Origin of the sequence: Humibacillus sp. DSM 29435, assembly GCF_001758225.1 — a bacterium.
Classification (GTDB): domain Bacteria; phylum Actinomycetota; class Actinomycetes; order Actinomycetales; family Dermatophilaceae; genus DSM-29435.
On record NZ_MAST01000001.1, the window covers coordinates 180,017 to 195,367 of the forward strand.

Genomic DNA, 15,351 nt, shown 5'->3' on the forward strand with positions numbered 1-15,351 from the left:
GAGTGCTGCGGCGAGACGGCCGGTCGTGCCTCAGGCTCTGGTGAAGCCTCCGGTGACGTGCAGCCGCCTACCCGTCACGGCGGCTGCCGCGATGCGCATGAAGCGTGGCTTGGGCCCGGCGTGCCAGGGGAAGAGCGGTAGCGCAAGCGCCTCGATGACCTCGTCGGTGTCTCGGATCTCGTGGGCATGTCCACGCACGACGACACTCCATGCGGTGGCGTCGCCATCGTCGTAGCCGTCGACCTCGAAGGCCACGGGGTGGCCGGTCGATGATGAGAGCTTTCGGCCGGCGGCGGTACGGAAGACGATGCTCCCGTGGTCGACCACGTAGTTGATCGGGAAGATGTCGGGTCCGTCGTCGGCGACGACAGCCAGTCGGCCGATGACCCCTTGCCGCAGCAGGTTCCAGCACTCGGACTCGGGGAGCTGGTCGGTGGGGGGTGGCGAAGTGGTCATGACGGCAGCATGCGCTCACGTCACGACGGCGGGCAGGGCCGAAAGTCCCACCAGGGGCTGTCCTTCGACTCTGGTGAGCACCCGATCTCGTAGCGCAGGCTGATGATGCGGCCCCTGTTGTGGGCCGTCGTCGGGATACAACCGATGACCGGATGACCAAGGAGATCGTCATGGACCCTCATCAGATGCCGGCCGGTGCCGTCGTCGTCGGCTACGACGGATCCCCCACGGCTGAGGCGGCCCTCGAGTGGGCGGCCCGGGAAGCCAGCGCGTGGGGCCGACCCCTGCACCTGTTGCACACTATGCGCTATCCGGACGGGTTCGCCATGTCCCTCGACCTCGACCTCAACCCAGACCGTGACGAGATCGCCATCGCCGGCATCGAGCAGGCGCAGCGGCTCGCTCCTGGGCTCGCCGTGACCAGCGAGACCAAGCCCGGGGGCGCGGCCTCCTGGCTCGTCGAGCTGTCGGAGCGGGCCGACCTCGTCGTGGTCGGGGGACACGGTCATCACGCTGCGCGTGCGGTGCTGGTCGGTGCGACGGCACCTCAGGTGACAGCGCACAGCAAGTGCCCGGTCGTCGTGGTGCAAGCCGACTCGGAACTGACACCGCCCCTGCCGCCGGAGAGGCCGGTGTTCTCCGAGCAGGGCGGCGGTCTGCCAGACAGCTCGACGCTGTCCGGTCGCGTGGTCGTCGGCGTTGACGGTAGCGAGTCGTGCACCGGCGCAGTCGAGTTCGCCTATGCCCGGGCCAGTCGGCTCGGTCTGGGCCTGCTCGCCGTGGGGTGCTGGTGGTGGCAGGAGAGCGGCCCCTACATGGCTGGCACCGAAGACTTCGGCTGGGACTCCAGCATCCGTGACCGCGAGCTGAGGCTCGTCTCGGAGCATCTCGCCGGATGGTCGGAGCAGTACCCCGATGTCGACGTCCACACCATCCTCGTGCACGGCAACCCGGTGGAGGTGCTGGTCGAGGAGGCCGACCGTGCAGAGCTGCTGGTGCTCGGGACCCGGGGACGAGGCGGGTTCGCGGGGCTGATGCTCGGCTCGGTCAGCCTGCGGGTGCTGTCAGCTGCCCGGCGACCGGTCGCGATCGTCCCGTCGACGGCATCCTCTCGCAAGCGGGCTCACTGAGCAGCAGCACCTAGCAGGGCCCTACCTCTCGGGACCAACGTCCCGAGAGTCAGGGACCTGCGGCCGTACCGCGTGACGCGGCTATGGCGAAGAGTCGAACCGTAGGAACTCAGCACTCCCCGAGGAAGGCACCAAGATGTCCACCACCAGCCAGGATCGCGGCCACCAGCAGACCGGCAGCGTTGAAACACCCGCGGCCGCAGGCGGAGCCAACGCCTCACCCACCGGCCTCGAGTCCCGAACCACGGGCGGCCGGTGGATGGCAGTCACCCGCATCGCCCTCGGTCTCACCTTCCTGTGGGCCTTCTTCGACAAGCTCTTCGGTCTCGGCTACTCGACCCCCTCGGCACGGTCGTGGATCTCTGGAGGGTCACCGACGAAGGGGTTTCTCAGCCACGTCGAGGTCGGCCCCCTCACCGACTTCTTCCAGGGGCTCGCCGGCAAGCCGGTCGTCGACTGGCTCTTCATGATCGGCCTGCTCGGCATCGGGCTCGCGTTCACCCTGGGCATCGCCATGTGGGTCTCGGCGATCAGCGGCGCGGTCATGATGATGATGATGTGGGCTGCCGAATGGCCGCTGGCGCGGCTGACGATCACGGGCGAGCCCAGTGGGTCGACCAACCCGATCATCGACTACCACCTCATCTATGCCCTCGCCATGATCACGCTCGCCATCCTCGGCGCCGGCCGGGTCTGGGGCCTGGCCAGGCAGTGGCGCGGGACCGCCCTCGGTCGCGTGCTCCCCTGACCCTCCCTCCACGACGCGGATGGGTACGACGATGCAGACGAGTACGGGCAACACGGGGAGCCCGGGGAGCCCTGACGCGGCTACCGACAACCAGGCCACTGAAGGTCGACGCGACGGCATCGATCACGGGCCGGTCACCGGGACCGGTCGTCACAACGACCACCCGGTGACCGTCGGATCCCTGTCGCCCGCTCGGAGCCAGGAGCTGCTCGAGGCTGGTGAGGTCGGTCGGGTGGGGTGGAGCGCCGCACACGGGCCGCAGATCTTCCCCGTGAGCTACGCCTGGTACGACGACCTCATCGTCTTCCGCACCTCGCCCTACGGCATCCTCTCCGAGCTGGGTCGCCGCACCCAGGTCGTCTTCGAGGTCGACGATCTCGACGAGCGGAGTCACACCGGCTGGAGCGTGCTGGCCCGTGGTTACGCCACGGGAATCGCGTCTCCGGCTCAGCTGGCCCGGCTCTGGACGGTGGACGGCGCGGAGCCGTGGGCCGGTGGCATCCGCAACGTCTTCATCGGCATCAGCGTCACCCAGCTGACGGGCCGGTTCTTCGAACCGGCCCGGCACGCTCGGCTGACGACGGAACCACCGGCGCATGGATGAGGTGTCGCCCCGACGCCCAATCGCAGCCGGGCCACCCCGCCTGCACCGGGAACCGGGTCGACTCGAGCCTGGCCCGGTCGCGCACCGCCTAACCTTGGGCGATGACCACCACGCACGGGCACAGCCGAGACGCGTGTCCATCCTGGTCGCGACCGGCACCACCCTGCGCGAGCCGGGGGACCGGCCGATGACGGCCCCTTCAGAGCAGGACCGCCTGCGGGCGTTGCTCACGGCCAACCGGTCGATCGTGGCCGAGCTCTCGTTGGCTGGGGTGCTGCGCCGGATCGTCGAGGCCGCCCGCGAGCTCGCGTCAGCCCGGTACGCGGCGCTAGGTGTCATCGGGCCAGACGGCCATCTCGAACAGTTCCTGCACGAGGGGGTCGACGTCGAGACCGTGGCCCGCATCGGCGCGCTGCCGACGGGGCGCGGCCTGCTCGGGGCCATCGTCGACACGTCGCGGGCGATCCGGCTGCACTCGATCGACGACGACCCGCGCGCGACCGGGTTCCCCCCGGGACACCCCTCGATGCAGACCTTCCTGGGCGTGCCGATCCGGTCGCGTGGGGCGGTGTTCGGCAACCTCTATCTCACCGACCGCCTCGACGGCCTCGACTTCACCGACGACGACGAGGACCTCGTGCTGGCCCTCGCGGCCACCGCAGGAGTCGCGATCGAGAACGCCCGCCTCTACGAGGAGTCGCGCAACCGTCAGGAGTGGCTGCGGGCGTCGGGTGAGATCAGCCGACAGCTGCTGCAGCCAGACCCGGGCCAGGATGCGCTGGAACAGGTGGCCAACGCAGTGCTGCGTCTGGCGGATGCCGACGTGGTCACCATCGTCTCTCTCGAGCCGGAGGCCGAACACCGCGGAGGCGAGGCCCGGGCGCCGGCACGACCCCAGCGCCTCGGACGACTCGGAACCGGCGAGGTCGGGCCGGAGCGGATGAGGGTGCTCGTGGCGCGAGGAAAAGGGGCGGAGCATCTCACCGGACTGACGTATCCGACCCATGAGTCCCTCGCCCGCGAGGCGATCAACTCAGGGCAGCCCCTGACGATCGACCCGGCCGGTGACGGGGCGCACTACTTCGTGCACCTCCGGGCGGCCATGGAGGTGGGCCCGGTCATGGCCTGCCCGCTCGTCGGCGAGGCCAGTGTGCGAGCGGCGATCGTCGTCGGGCGCCGGGTCGGCGCCCGGCCCTTCGGCACGTCCGACCTCGACATGGCCCAGTCGTTCGCCACCCACGCCGCCATCGCCCTCGAGCTGGCTGGTCGGCGCGATGACCACGAGCGCCTCATGGTGCTCGAAGACCGCGACCGGATCGCCCGAGACCTGCACGATCACGTCATCCAGCGGGTGTTCGCGATCGGCCTGACGGTGCAGTCCGGGGCCCAGCGGGTCACCGACCCGCTACTGCGCGACACCTTGCTGCGCACCGTCGACGACCTCGACGACACGATTCGTCAGATCCGACAGGCGATCTTCGAGCTGCACCGACAGCCCGACCAGCCCCGCAGCGTGCGCTCCGTGCTGCAAGAGGTGGCCGAGTCGACCTCTCCCAGCTTGGGGTTCGCACCGCGGCTGGTCGTGGAAGGGCCCGTCGAGACGGTGGTCGATGCAGCCTTGCTGCACGACCTCCAGGCGGTGCTGCGCGAGGGGCTCACCAACGTCGCGAAGCATGCCAGTGCCACCATCGCCACGGCCCGGGTCGTGGTCGGCGCCACGGGAGTGGCGGTCGAGGTGACCGACGACGGGACCGGCCTCCTCGATGCCTCGGGTCTGCTCGCGGAGGACGTCACCCGCAGGCGCAGTGGGCTGGCGAACCTCGAGGCGCGCGCGGCGGCCCGAGGCGGCACCTCGGATCTCGTGCTCGGCGCCGGAACGACCTTGCGTTGGACCGTTCCCCTGCCGACGACATCGGGCATCGTGGAAGGTGACACAATTCCCACGTGAGCCACCCAACCGCGCCCGCGCCGGATGCCGCCATCACGGTCTTCCTGCTCGACGACCACGAGATCGTGCGACGCGGACTGGTCGACCTGCTCGACGCGCATCCGCGCATCAGCGTCGTCGGAGAGGCGGCGACCGCAGCAGAGGCCCTGCGTCGCATCCCGGCCGCCGCCCCTGACGTGGCGCTGCTCGACGCGCGACTGCCCGACGGCAGCGGCATCGACGTCTGCCGGGAGGTCCGCGCGAGCAGCCCGCACACACGATGCCTGATCCTCACCTCCTACGACGACGACGAGGCGCTCTTCGCAGCGGTCATGGCGGGAGCCTCGGGCTACCTGCTCAAGCAGATCCGGGGGGCCTCGCTCACCGACGCCATCGAACACGTCGCCGCTGGCCAGTCGCTCATCGACCCGGCGCTCGTCGAGCGCCTGCTCCGCCGCCTGCGTGACCCGGTCGGCGACGTCCGTGCGTCAGGTCGTCCGCCGCTGACGGCCCGCGAGAGCGAGATCCTGGACCTCATCGCAGAGGGGCTGACCAACCGGCAGATCGGCGAGCGGCTCTTCCTGGCCGAGAAGACGGTGAAGAACTACGTCTCCGGCCTGCTGGCCAAGCTCGGGATGCAGAGTCGCACCCAGGCTGCGGTCTACGCCACCGACCAACGGCGTGACGCCGACCGACCGTAGCCACCTGCCCGCTCAGAGGGTGGGGTCAGCGGGCGCGGCGTCGCAGCCGCTCGACGTCCTGCAGCAGCACGGCCCTGGCCTCGAGCCGCAACCAGCCGCGGGTGGCGAAGTCGGCCAGCGCCTTGTTCACCGTCTCGCGAGAGGCGCCGACGAGCTGGGCCAGCTCCTCCTGGGTCAGGTCGTGCGACACCATGAGGCCACCCTCGACCGGTCGGCCGAACCGCTCCGACAGGTCGAGCAGCGCCTTCGCGACGCGGCCGGGAACATCGGTGAAGACGAGGTCGGCCAGGTGCTCGTTCGTGCGGCGTAGCCGCTGGGCGAGGGCGGCGAGCAGGGCCGTGGCGACCCCGGGGCGACCGGTGAGCACGGCCATGAGCGACTCGTTGCGCAGCACCAGCAGCTGCGCCTCGGCGACCGCCGTGGCCGTCATGGTGCGGGGGCCGGGGTCGAACAGGCTGAGCTCGCCGAACATCTCACCGGGGCCGAGGATCGCCACGAGGTTCTCGCGCCCGTCGGGGCTGGTGCGACCGAGCTTGATCTTGCCCTCGGCGATGACGTAGAGGGTGTCACCGGGATCACCCTCGTGGAACAGCACGTCGCCGCGCTCCATGTGCAGCCGGGCCATCTCGCCCTGAAGGGCCGCGGCCGCTTCGTCGTCGAGTGCCTTGAACAGGGGGGCGCGCCTCACCACGTCGAGATCCACGGTGTCAGTGTGTCATGAACTGTGCCATCGACCGGATGCCGCTGGGTTGCTGGGCGAGCTGACCGGCAGCAGAGCGGAGCGGCCATCACCGCCGAGAGGGGCAGTCTCCCGACGCACCGCAGTCGGCAGCGCGGCATAAGGTGACGCTTGTGCCTGCCAAAGCTCGCGCGAAGCCTCGCCCCACGCCTCGAGTCGTCGTGCCCCAGAAGGATGTCGCGACCGTGCGGCGCGCCCGCAAGATGTACCGAGCGCTCCACGACCGCTATCCGTACGCGCATTGCGAGCTCGACTTCACCAACCCTCTCGAGCTGCTCGTCGCCACCATTCTCTCGGCGCAGACCACCGACGTCGGGGTCAACAAGGTCACCCCGATCCTGTTCGCCAAGTACCGCACGGCCGCCGACTACGCCGGTGCCGACCGCACCGAGCTCGAGACGATCGTCCAGCCGACCGGCTTCTACCGGGCCAAGACCGACTCCCTGATCAAGCTCGGCGCCGCTCTGGTCGGGTCGTTCGACGGTGAGGTGCCCGGCCGGCTCACCGACCTCGTCACCCTGCCCGGTGTGGGCCGCAAGACCGCCAACGTCGTGCTCGGCAACGCCTTCAACGTGCCCGGCATCACCGTCGACACGCACTTCGGTCGGCTCTCTCGCCGGTTCGGCTGGACGACCGAGGAAGATCCCGTCAAGGTCGAGCACGAGGTCGGCTCGATGTTCCTTCGCCGCGACTGGACGATGCTCAGCCACGTCGTCGTCTTCCACGGGCGCCGCACCTGCCACGCGAAGAAGCCGGCGTGTGGCGCCTGCCCCGTCGCCCGCTGGTGTCCGAGCTACGGCATCGGCGAGACAGACCCCGACAAGGCGGCCAAGCTGCTGAAGTACGAGCTGGCCCCGAAGTGAGCGGTCGCCCGAGCAACATCGCCTACTCCGGCGCTCGGGGCACGATCGAGCCGGTTGCCGTCGACGCAGGGGGCGCCCCCTGCCCCACCTGGCTGCGCGACCTGGCGAGACGGATGCCAGGCATCGAGCCGGAACGCTTCTCTCGGTTGCTGCCGCCCGAAGAGGGGGGCAGAGAGTCTGCCGTGCTGATCCTGTTCGGGCCCGCGCCGGCACGCTCACAGGCTTCGACGCCGGATTCACAGGTGGGGCAGGAGCACGTCGTGCTCGTCGAACGTTCTCACGACATGCGCAGCCATCCCGCCCAGATCGCCTTCCCCGGCGGCGCTCGCGACCTTGACGACCCCGATCTGGTGGCGACCGCCTTGCGGGAGGCGCACGAGGAGACCGGTCTCGACCCGTCGGGGGTCGAGGTGCTGAGCACGATGCCGGCGCTCTTCCTACCGCCGTCGCGGTTCGTCGTCACGCCCGTGCTCGGTTGGTGGCCACACCCCTCCCCCCTGTCGGTCCGCGATCCCGCCGAGGTGCATGACGTCATCTCGGTGCCCGTCTCGCACCTTCTCGACCCCGAGCACCGCTTCACGGTCACGCATCCCAGCGGCTTCGTCGGCCCGGCCTTCGACCTCGACGACCTGCTGCTGTGGGGGTTCACGGCAGGCCTGCTCAGCCGCGTCCTCGAGTTCGGGGGGCAGGGCCGGGAGTGGGACGCCGGTATCGAGCGCCCGATCCCCGATCGCTACCTGCAGGGCGAGCGGTCATGACCGGTGGCGACGTCACCGACGTCGTGCTGGTGCTCGTGCTGGTCGGCTACGCGGTCTCGGGCTTCCGCCAGGGCCTGATCTCCAGCGTCTTCTCGCTCGTCGGCTTCCTGGGCGGAGCGTTGCTCGCCATCTGGCAGTTGCCTGCTCTGCTCGCGCGGTGGGACGCGGTGGCTGATGACAACCGATGGCGAGTAGTGGCCCTCATCGTCGGAGTCGTGGCGATCGGCTGGCTGGGGCAGTTCCTCGGCAGTCTCGTCGGGGGGTCGATCAGCCGGAAGGTGGGGCAGACCGCGTTGCGCAGGGTCGACTCGGTGCTGGGCGGTGTGATCGTCGCCGTCGCCGCTGCGCTCGTGCTCGGTTTCATCGGGGGCACCCTTCGCACGGCCGGCAACCCGACCCTGGCCCGGGCGGTGTCCGACTCACGGGTGCTGCAAGCGGTCGACCGGGTCGCTCCGGATCAGACCGGCCAGATCTTCGCGGGCTTTCGCAACTTCCTCTCCGACCAGGGCTTCCCGCAGGTCTTCGGTGGCCTGGCGCCCGAACCGATCACCCCGGTTCAAGACCCTGACCCCGGAGTGACCCGCTCGGCGGCGATCCGCGAGACGCGGCCCTCGATCGTCAAGGTGACGACCGCCTCCGACTCGTGCCAACGCGGGCAGGAGGGCACCGGCTGGGTGGTCAGCCCTGGCCGCATCATCACCAACGCGCACGTCGTGGCTGGGGCGAGCAGGCTGCGCGTCGAGTCGGGTAACGAGATGCTCCCGGCCAGCGTGGTGCTCTTCGACCCCGAGCGCGACCTGGCGGTGCTCAGCGTCGAGGGGCTCGACGCGCCCGCTCTGCGTCTCGGTCCCGGCCTCGAGCGCGGCCAGTCCGCGGTGGTGTCCGGCTATCCGCTCGACGGGCCCTTCACGGTTGTCTCCGCCCGAGTGCGGGCCACGCTCGACGCGCGGGGCTACGACATCTACTCCACCGGCACGGTGGTTCGCGAGATCTACTCCTTGAACACGACGGTGCAACCGGGCAACTCAGGTGGGCCACTGCTCGACACCCAGGGCCGGGTCGTCGGCGTCGTCTTCGCGAAGTCGCTGGAAGACGACCGCACGGGGTACGCGCTCACGCTCGCTGAGGCCATGCCGGTGATCGACCGGGCCGCTTCGGCCGGCGCGGCCGTCAGCACAGGTGCGTGCCTGGCCGCCTGACCGTCCACCCCGGCGCCCCCCAAGTCGAGTGGCCACTTTCGTTCACCTCGAACGGCCACCCGGGTGCCCCCCCAAGTCGAGTGGCCACTTTCGTACACGCGAGAGGGTCGAAACGGCGCCTACACGGTACGAAACTGGCCACTCGTCGGTACGAAACTGACCACTCGACGGTACGAAACTGACCACTCGACCTGGGCTCGGACGTGCCGGCCGGAGACCAGGGGTGGCCAGGCTCAGGAGGTCAGGGCATCGAGCGCGAGCTCGCCCACCTGGCGCATCCCCCGCAGCACCGCCCACGTCGTCAGGTCGTCGCGGGTGTGGGCCGACCGGCCCGACCGGGCGGCCGGGCCCGCACCTGGGTCGCCGCCGCCTACCTCGAAGACCGTGGTGGCGTGCGGTTCCCAGTTGGCGATCGCAGCCCACGTGACGGTGCGCCCGCCGCGGGTCGCAGCGCCCACATCAGCCCGCACACCGCTGTCGGTGCCGGTCTTGTTCCAGACGCCGAGGGGGCGCCCGGCTGCGGGCCTGCGCGTTCGTTCGCCGCCCGCGACCCACTCAGCGGCCCGCTGCTCGACCTGGTCGACCGCCTCCGTGAGCAGCACATGGTGGGCGATGGGGTCAAGGCCCGCCTGCTCGACGAAGACGGCCCCGACCATCGACTGGTCGACGTTCGCCGAGAGCCATTGCCGCACCAGCGAGTCAGCGGGGGGCGACACGGCGGTGCCGGTGGCGATGCGGGCCATCAGCTCACTGAGCTCGGCGGCGCTGCCGGTCGAGAGGGTCGCAGCGTGGGAGGAGGTGCGTGTGTCGCGAACCCGGTCGTGCAGGGCGGTGGCGCGCAGGCCGAGCTCGGTCGCGAGCCGGGCCACCTGGTCGAGCCCGATGCGGCGGAGCAGCACGTTGGTGGCGAGGTTGTCAGACACGGCTCCGACCAGGGCCGCGACATCACCGAGCGGCAGCGACTCGACGGAGAGGGTGTGCCAGAGCCCTGAGTCGGCCACCCACTCCTCCAGCGTGCGGGTGAGCACCTCGTCGGGCGCCAGCTCGCCCTCGGTCAGGGCCCGGGCCGTCTCGAGCAGCAGCAGCACCTTGCCGACGGAGGCCGTGCGAAGGCTCACGTCGGCACCCACCGAGCCCAGCGGCATCCCCCCGCCCGCTCGAAGGCACACCGACCACTGCACCCCGCCGGCGTCGGGTAGAGACAGCTGACTGTTCACGGCAGGCTGCCGAGCCACGTCTGGAGCTCGGCGCCCACGGCCTCGGGCGCCTCCTCGGTGAGGAAGTGCCCGGCACCCTCGATCTTGACGTGGCGGTAGTCGCCCGGCACCCACGCGCCCGACCCGTAGGTGGCCGAGGCGACCACGCACCGGTCGTCGGTGCCCTGCAGCTGCAGCACCGGAACGCGGATCGCGCGCCGGATGCGCCGCATGAACAGCGGACCGTCGGGCCGCACCGACGAACGTCCGAGCCAGCGGTAGTGCTCGGCGGCCGAATGGGCCACGAACGGGATCATCATCGCGTCGCCGTAGCGGGAGATGTCTTCCGCGGTGGGGAACGAGCCGAGCGGTGACGCCCAGTCGGTGAGCAGGCCGGCCACATAGTCGTGCGACCGAGCCATCTCCCGCTCGGGAACGAACGGCTTCTGCAGCGCCACGATCCAGCGCGAGGCCTCGCGCTGGGCACTGTTGGTCCAGGTGGCGTGGCGCATGACGCGGGGATGCGCCATCGAGAGCGAGGCGATGGCGCTGACCACGTCGGGGCGCAGCACCGGCATGCACCACGCGATCCACCCGCCCAGTCCTTGTCCCATGACGACGGCCCGTTGCTCGCCCAGCGCCCGGATCACGCTCGCGACGTCGAGCGTGGCCACGTAGCTGTCGTAGCCGCGCGGAGGCTTGTCCGAGCCACCGAAGCCGCGCAGGTCCATGGCCGCTACGCGGTAGCCGGCTGCCGACAGCGAGACCATCTGGTGACGCCAGGCGAACCAGAACTGCGGGAAGCCGTGCAGCAGCACGACCAGGGGTCCCTCGCCCATCTCGGCGACGTGGAAACGGGCGCCGTTGGCCGAGACGTACCGGTGCTCCCACGGGCCCTCGATGTTGACGAAGGCGCTGTCGACCGGCATGAGCAGAGTGAGGGCGGTTGCCGTCAGGCGTCGCGGGTGGGGTCGGGCGTGGCGCTCGGAGATGCGCTGGAAGATGCGGCCGGAGCTGAGGCTGAGGATGCCGCTGAGGTGGGGGTCGCTGCCGCCTTCGCCGTCGAAGCGGATACCGCGGCGCGCGCCCCCGGCCCGGCCGGACCCCGCACGACGGGTCGAGGCGCCGGGGTGACGGTGCCGGGGTTGGCGACGGCGGCCTTGAGGCCGGCGACGGTCGCCTTGGTGCTCTCGATCGCCTTCGCGGGAGTGGGCTCGACCGTCTTCATCCTGCGGATCCCCAGCCAGGCGAGCACGGCGGCCACGAGCAGCATCAGCACCGTGACGATCAGGAAGCTGAGCCAGCGGGGCAGGCCGAGAGCCTGGATGCCTTCGGCGATGGTCGTGAAGATGAAGTAGACGCTGTAGAAGGCCACGACCCCGGCCGCCGCCAGCAGTGCCCCACCGAGACCGGCCTTCTTGACCTGCTTGCCGACCTCGGCCTTGGCGAGAGAGATCTCGCCGCGCACGATGGAGGAGAAGTCAGCCGACGCAGAGGCGACCAGCTGGCCCAGGGTCCGTTCCTGCTGGGGGTCGGTGCTCATCGAGTGATGTCCTCGCGTTCCTTGGTTCGGCCGTCGGGCCGTGCTGCCGGCCGACGGTGCGCAGCTGCGCGGTGGGTGCTCGGGCCTACCCAAGCGTGGTCGGTGGCGTCGAGACGCCCGCCAACGAGGCAACCCTACTGTGCCTGGTAGACGTCGGGGATGCCGTCGTGGTCGGAGTCGACGCTGTCGCGTTGCTCGACGAGCCGGTAGTGCCGGTTGCGCGCCCGCAGCACGACCGTGGCCAGCAGCGCCGCGATGAGGCTGCCGACGAGCACGGCGAGCTTGACGTGGTCGTCGCGCTCCGAGCCCGTGCCGAAGGCCAGCTCGCCCACCAGCAGGCTGACGGTGAACCCGACACCGCTCAGCAACGAGATCCCGAGCACGTCGGTCCACGTCAGGTCGTCGTCGAGCTCTGCCCTGGTGAACCGGGCCACGGCCCAGGTGCCGCCGAGCACGCCGACCGCCTTACCCACCACGAGCCCCACCACCACCCCGATCGCGGCCGAGTCGCGCACGGCAGCGCCCAGGCCCCCACCGACGACCGTCACGCCGGCGGCGAAGAAGGCGAAGACGGGAACGGCGAAGCCGGCCGAGAACGGGCGGATGCGGTGCTCGAGACGCTCCGCGAGCGAGTGCCGATCGGGGTCGTCCTCAAGCTCACGGCTGACCGGCACGAGCAGGCCGAGCAGCCCCCCCGCCACGGTCGCGTGCACGCCGCTGGCGTGCACGAGGCCCCAGGCGAGCAGGGCCGGCACGGCGAGCAGGAAGGGGTTGAGCATCGAGCGTTTGAGCATCAGGCGCCACGCCGCGAGCGGTACGACGGCCGCGGCCAGCAGCAACAGGTTGACGCTCTCGGTGTAGAAGATGGCGATGATCGTGATCGCGATGAGGTCGTCGACGACGGCGAGGGTGAGCAGGAACGAGCGCAGCCCGCTGGGCAGGTGCGAGCCGATCACGGCGAGCACCGCGAGGGCGAAGGCGATGTCGGTGGCCGTCGGCACGGCCCACCCACGCAGGATGCTGCTCAGCTCGCCCGCGTCGATGCCCTGGCTGAGCAGCCGCACGGTCACGACGTAGAGCACAGCGGGGAGCACCACGCCGCACACGGCCGCGGCGATCGGCAGCGCCGCACGGCGCCGGTCGGAGAGGTCGCCGGCGACGAACTCGCGTTTCAGCTCGATGCCGGCGACGAGGAAGAAGATGGCGAGCAGCCCGTCGCCCGCCCACGCGCCAAGGCTCAGGTCGAGGTGCAGGCTCTCGAAGCCGACGACCGTGTCGCGAAGCGCTCCGTAGCCCTCGCGCCAGGGGCTGTTCGCCCAGATGAGGGCGGCGACGGCAGCGACGAGCAGCACCGCCCCGCCCACCGTCTCGGCGCGCAGGTACTCGGCGACGATGCGGGCCTCTTTCCAGCTGCCGCGCCCGAAGAGCCGGGCCCGGTCGGCCCGGTTCGGGTTGATGCCCGGTGAACCGCTGGGGTCAGGGGAGGCAGGCGTGCCGGGATCGGGGTTGGGGGCGTGTGTCTCGTCAGCCATGCGGCCCTCAGATCAGGGGGGTCGGTGTGGTCGGTGTGGTCAGTCGGATCCGTCGAGTGATGGAACGCCGACCAGACTTCCCGGCACACCTCGACCCGCCGCTGAACGAGCCCACCTCAGTGTATCGGCTCGTCGCGGCGGGCTGATCAGTCGTGGTGGTGCTTGGACCGGGGCTTGGTGCGGGCACCCGTAGCGGGCCCGGCGCCGCCGGCCAGCCGCAGCTCGATGAGCTGCCCCGAGATACGGGTGGCGCGCAGTGCCTCCAACGCGCCGGGCGGGAGGGTAGCCGGCAGCTCGACGATCGAGTGGTCGGCGCGAATGTCGATGTGCCCGAAGTCGGCCCGACCAAGCCCTCCCTCGTTGGCGATGGCGCCGACGATCTGACGCGGCTCGACCCGGTGTCGCTTGCCCACCGAGATGCGGTACCCGACGAGCGGGCCACCCTGGCCTGTGCGGGCACGCTCGCCGCGCTGGGGCCGGCTGCCTCGGGTGTCGTGACTGCCGGCCTGCCCCCGAGCAGGGCGCTCGTCGCGGCCGCTCCGTGCCGGTCGATCGTCGAAGCTGCGTTCCCGACGGGGCGGCTCGGGGTCGAGCAGCATCGGCTCGTCGCCCTGGAGCACCACGGCAAGCGCGGCGGCGACGTCGGCCTCGGGCACGTTGTACTCGGCCACGTAGTGGTCGACGACCTCGCGGAAGAACTCGACCCGGTCGGTGGCGAGCGCCGCGGTGATGGCGTCGTCGAACCGGTTCAGCCGGGTGGCGTTGATGTCTTCGGCGGTCGGGAGGTTCATCGGCGTCAGCGTCTGTCGCGTGGCCTTCTCGATCGCCTTGAGCAGGTGACGCTCGCGCGGCGTGACGAACGAGATGGCGTCACCACTGCGCCCGGCTCGTCCGGTGCGGCCGATGCGGTGCACGTACGACTCGGTGTCGGTGGGGATGTCGTAGTTGACGACGTGGCTGATCCGCTCGACGTCGAGACCTCGGGCGGCGACGTCGGTGGCCACGAGGATGTCGAGCTTGCCGGACTTCAGCTGGTCGACGGTGCGCTCCCGCTGGTTCTGGGCGATGTCGCCGTTGATCGCCATGGCCGAGAAGCCCCTGGCCCGCAGCTTCTCGGCGAGCGTCTCGGTCTCGTTCTTGGTGCGGACGAACACGATCATGCCCTCGAAGTTCTCGACCTCGAGGATGCGCGTCAGGGCGTCGACCTTCTGCGGGTAGCTCACCATCAGGTAGCGCTGGGTGATGTTCGGGGTGGTCTGCGCGGTGTTCTTGACCGTGATCTCGACCGGGTCGTGCAGGTACTTCTTCGAGATGCGACGGATCTGCGCCGGCATGGTGGCCGAGAACAGGGCCACGTGCTTGTCGTCGGGGGTGTCGGCCAGGATCGTCTCGACGTCTTCGGCGAAGCCCATCTTGAGCATCTCGTCGGCCTCGTCGAGCACGAGGAAGCGCAGCTGGCTCAGGTCGAGGGTGCCCTTCTCGAGGTGGTCCATGATGCGACCGGGGGTGCCCACGACGATGTGCACGCCGCGCCGCAGCGCACTCAGCTGCACGCCGTAGGCCTGCCCGCCGTAGACGGGCAGCACGTGCACTCCCTTCATGAACGCGGCGTAGCGCTCGAAGGCCTCGCACACCTGTAGGGCGAGCTCGCGTGTCGGGGCCAGTACGAGCGCCTGCGGGCTCTTCTGCGACAGGTCGAGCCGGCTGAGGATGGGCAGCGCGAAGGCCGCCGTCTTGCCCGTCCCGGTCTGCGCCAGACCGACCACGTGGCGCCCCTCGAGCAGAGCCGGGATCGTGGCGGCCTGAATGGGCGAGGGGTGCTCGTAACCCACCGCACGAAGGGCCTTCAGCACGCGGTCGCCGAGCCCCAGGCTCTCGAAGGAGACCTGGTCGGCGGTCTCGGCCGCAGGCTGGTCGCCGGTCGGGTCGGCGGTCGGGTCGGCCATCTCGGACTC

Annotated in this window: 15 protein-coding genes; 8 read left to right on the top strand and 7 right to left on the bottom strand. The window is 70.5% G+C overall.

The window, feature by feature from the left end:
• Positions 1 to 30 precede the first annotated feature (30 nt).
• The gene (locus BA895_RS00840) at positions 31 to 456 is read right to left on the bottom strand and encodes a pyridoxamine 5'-phosphate oxidase family protein (RefSeq protein ID WP_070189981.1); all 426 of its coding nucleotides are present in this window, start codon (positions 454 to 456) and stop codon (positions 31 to 33) included.
• A 170-nt stretch (positions 457 to 626) separates the two neighbouring features.
• Between BA895_RS00840 and BA895_RS00845 the strand changes: the two genes are divergently transcribed.
• From BA895_RS00845 to BA895_RS00865, 5 genes are all read left to right on the top strand, one after another.
• Complete coding sequence (locus BA895_RS00845) at positions 627 to 1,586, top strand: universal stress protein (protein WP_175442215.1); 960 nt, start codon at positions 627 to 629, stop codon at positions 1,584 to 1,586.
• A gap of 136 nt (positions 1,587 to 1,722) precedes the next feature.
• Positions 1,723 to 2,334, top strand: coding sequence for a DoxX family membrane protein (locus tag BA895_RS00850; RefSeq protein WP_070189983.1), 612 nt, complete (start codon positions 1,723 to 1,725; stop codon positions 2,332 to 2,334).
• A gap of 31 nt (positions 2,335 to 2,365) precedes the next feature.
• Complete coding sequence (locus tag BA895_RS00855) at positions 2,366 to 2,938, top strand: pyridoxamine 5'-phosphate oxidase family protein (protein ID WP_175442216.1); 573 nt, start codon at positions 2,366 to 2,368, stop codon at positions 2,936 to 2,938.
• A gap of 133 nt (positions 2,939 to 3,071) precedes the next feature.
• Positions 3,072 to 4,886, top strand: coding sequence for a GAF domain-containing protein (locus tag BA895_RS00860; RefSeq protein WP_070189985.1), 1,815 nt, complete (start codon positions 3,072 to 3,074; stop codon positions 4,884 to 4,886).
• Positions 4,883 to 5,566 carry a response regulator transcription factor gene (locus BA895_RS00865; RefSeq protein ID WP_305778063.1) on the top strand — a complete coding sequence of 228 codons (684 nt, stop codon included), beginning with the start codon at positions 4,883 to 4,885 and terminating at the stop codon, positions 5,564 to 5,566. Before BA895_RS00860 ends, BA895_RS00865 begins: the two co-directional genes overlap by 4 nt.
• 25 nt (positions 5,567 to 5,591) lie before the next feature.
• Here BA895_RS00865 and BA895_RS00870 read toward each other — a convergent pair whose 3' ends face one another.
• A complete protein-coding gene (locus tag BA895_RS00870) occupies positions 5,592 to 6,269 on the bottom strand; it encodes a Crp/Fnr family transcriptional regulator (protein ID WP_070189986.1) in 678 nt (225 codons plus the stop codon).
• Positions 6,270 to 6,508: 239 nt separating this feature from the next.
• Here BA895_RS00870 and nth point away from each other — a divergent pair, with 239 nt between their 5' ends.
• From nth to BA895_RS00885, 3 genes are read left to right on the top strand one after another with little or no spacing between them, the layout of a single operon-like run.
• The gene (gene nth, locus BA895_RS00875) at positions 6,509 to 7,168 is read left to right on the top strand and encodes an endonuclease III (protein WP_070190244.1); all 660 of its coding nucleotides are present in this window, start codon (positions 6,509 to 6,511) and stop codon (positions 7,166 to 7,168) included.
• Positions 7,165 to 7,926, top strand: a complete 762-nt coding sequence (locus BA895_RS00880) for a CoA pyrophosphatase (RefSeq protein WP_070189987.1) — start codon at positions 7,165 to 7,167, stop codon at positions 7,924 to 7,926. The genes nth and BA895_RS00880 overlap by 4 nt, the downstream gene beginning before the upstream one ends.
• A complete protein-coding gene (locus tag BA895_RS00885; RefSeq protein ID WP_070189988.1) occupies positions 7,923 to 9,125 on the top strand; it encodes a MarP family serine protease in 1,203 nt (400 codons plus the stop codon). Before BA895_RS00880 ends, BA895_RS00885 begins: the two co-directional genes overlap by 4 nt.
• A gap of 233 nt (positions 9,126 to 9,358) precedes the next feature.
• On the opposite strand, the gene BA895_RS00890 is transcribed toward BA895_RS00885, so the two are convergent.
• The 5 genes from BA895_RS00890 to BA895_RS00910 form a co-directional block, all read right to left on the bottom strand.
• On the bottom strand, positions 9,359 to 10,342 hold the full coding sequence (locus BA895_RS00890; RefSeq protein ID WP_254666269.1) for a serine hydrolase: 984 nt from the start codon (positions 10,340 to 10,342) through the stop codon (positions 9,359 to 9,361).
• Complete coding sequence (locus tag BA895_RS00895; protein WP_070189990.1) at positions 10,339 to 11,250, bottom strand: alpha/beta fold hydrolase; 912 nt, start codon at positions 11,248 to 11,250, stop codon at positions 10,339 to 10,341. The genes BA895_RS00890 and BA895_RS00895 overlap by 4 nt, the downstream gene beginning before the upstream one ends.
• Before the next feature lie 23 nt (positions 11,251 to 11,273).
• Positions 11,274 to 11,864 (bottom strand): phage holin family protein, encoded by a 591-nt coding sequence (locus tag BA895_RS00900; protein ID WP_070189991.1) that lies wholly within the window; start codon positions 11,862 to 11,864, stop codon positions 11,274 to 11,276.
• 134 nt (positions 11,865 to 11,998) lie between these two features.
• Positions 11,999 to 13,396: a Na+/H+ antiporter NhaA gene (gene nhaA, locus BA895_RS00905; protein WP_083282840.1), complete on the bottom strand. Its 1,398-nt coding sequence runs from the start codon at positions 13,394 to 13,396 to the stop codon at positions 11,999 to 12,001.
• 146 nt (positions 13,397 to 13,542) lie between these two features.
• Entirely contained in the window at positions 13,543 to 15,342 is a 1,800-nt protein-coding gene (locus BA895_RS00910) for a DEAD/DEAH box helicase (protein WP_070190246.1), read from the bottom strand.
• Positions 15,343 to 15,351: the final 9 nt, after the last annotated feature.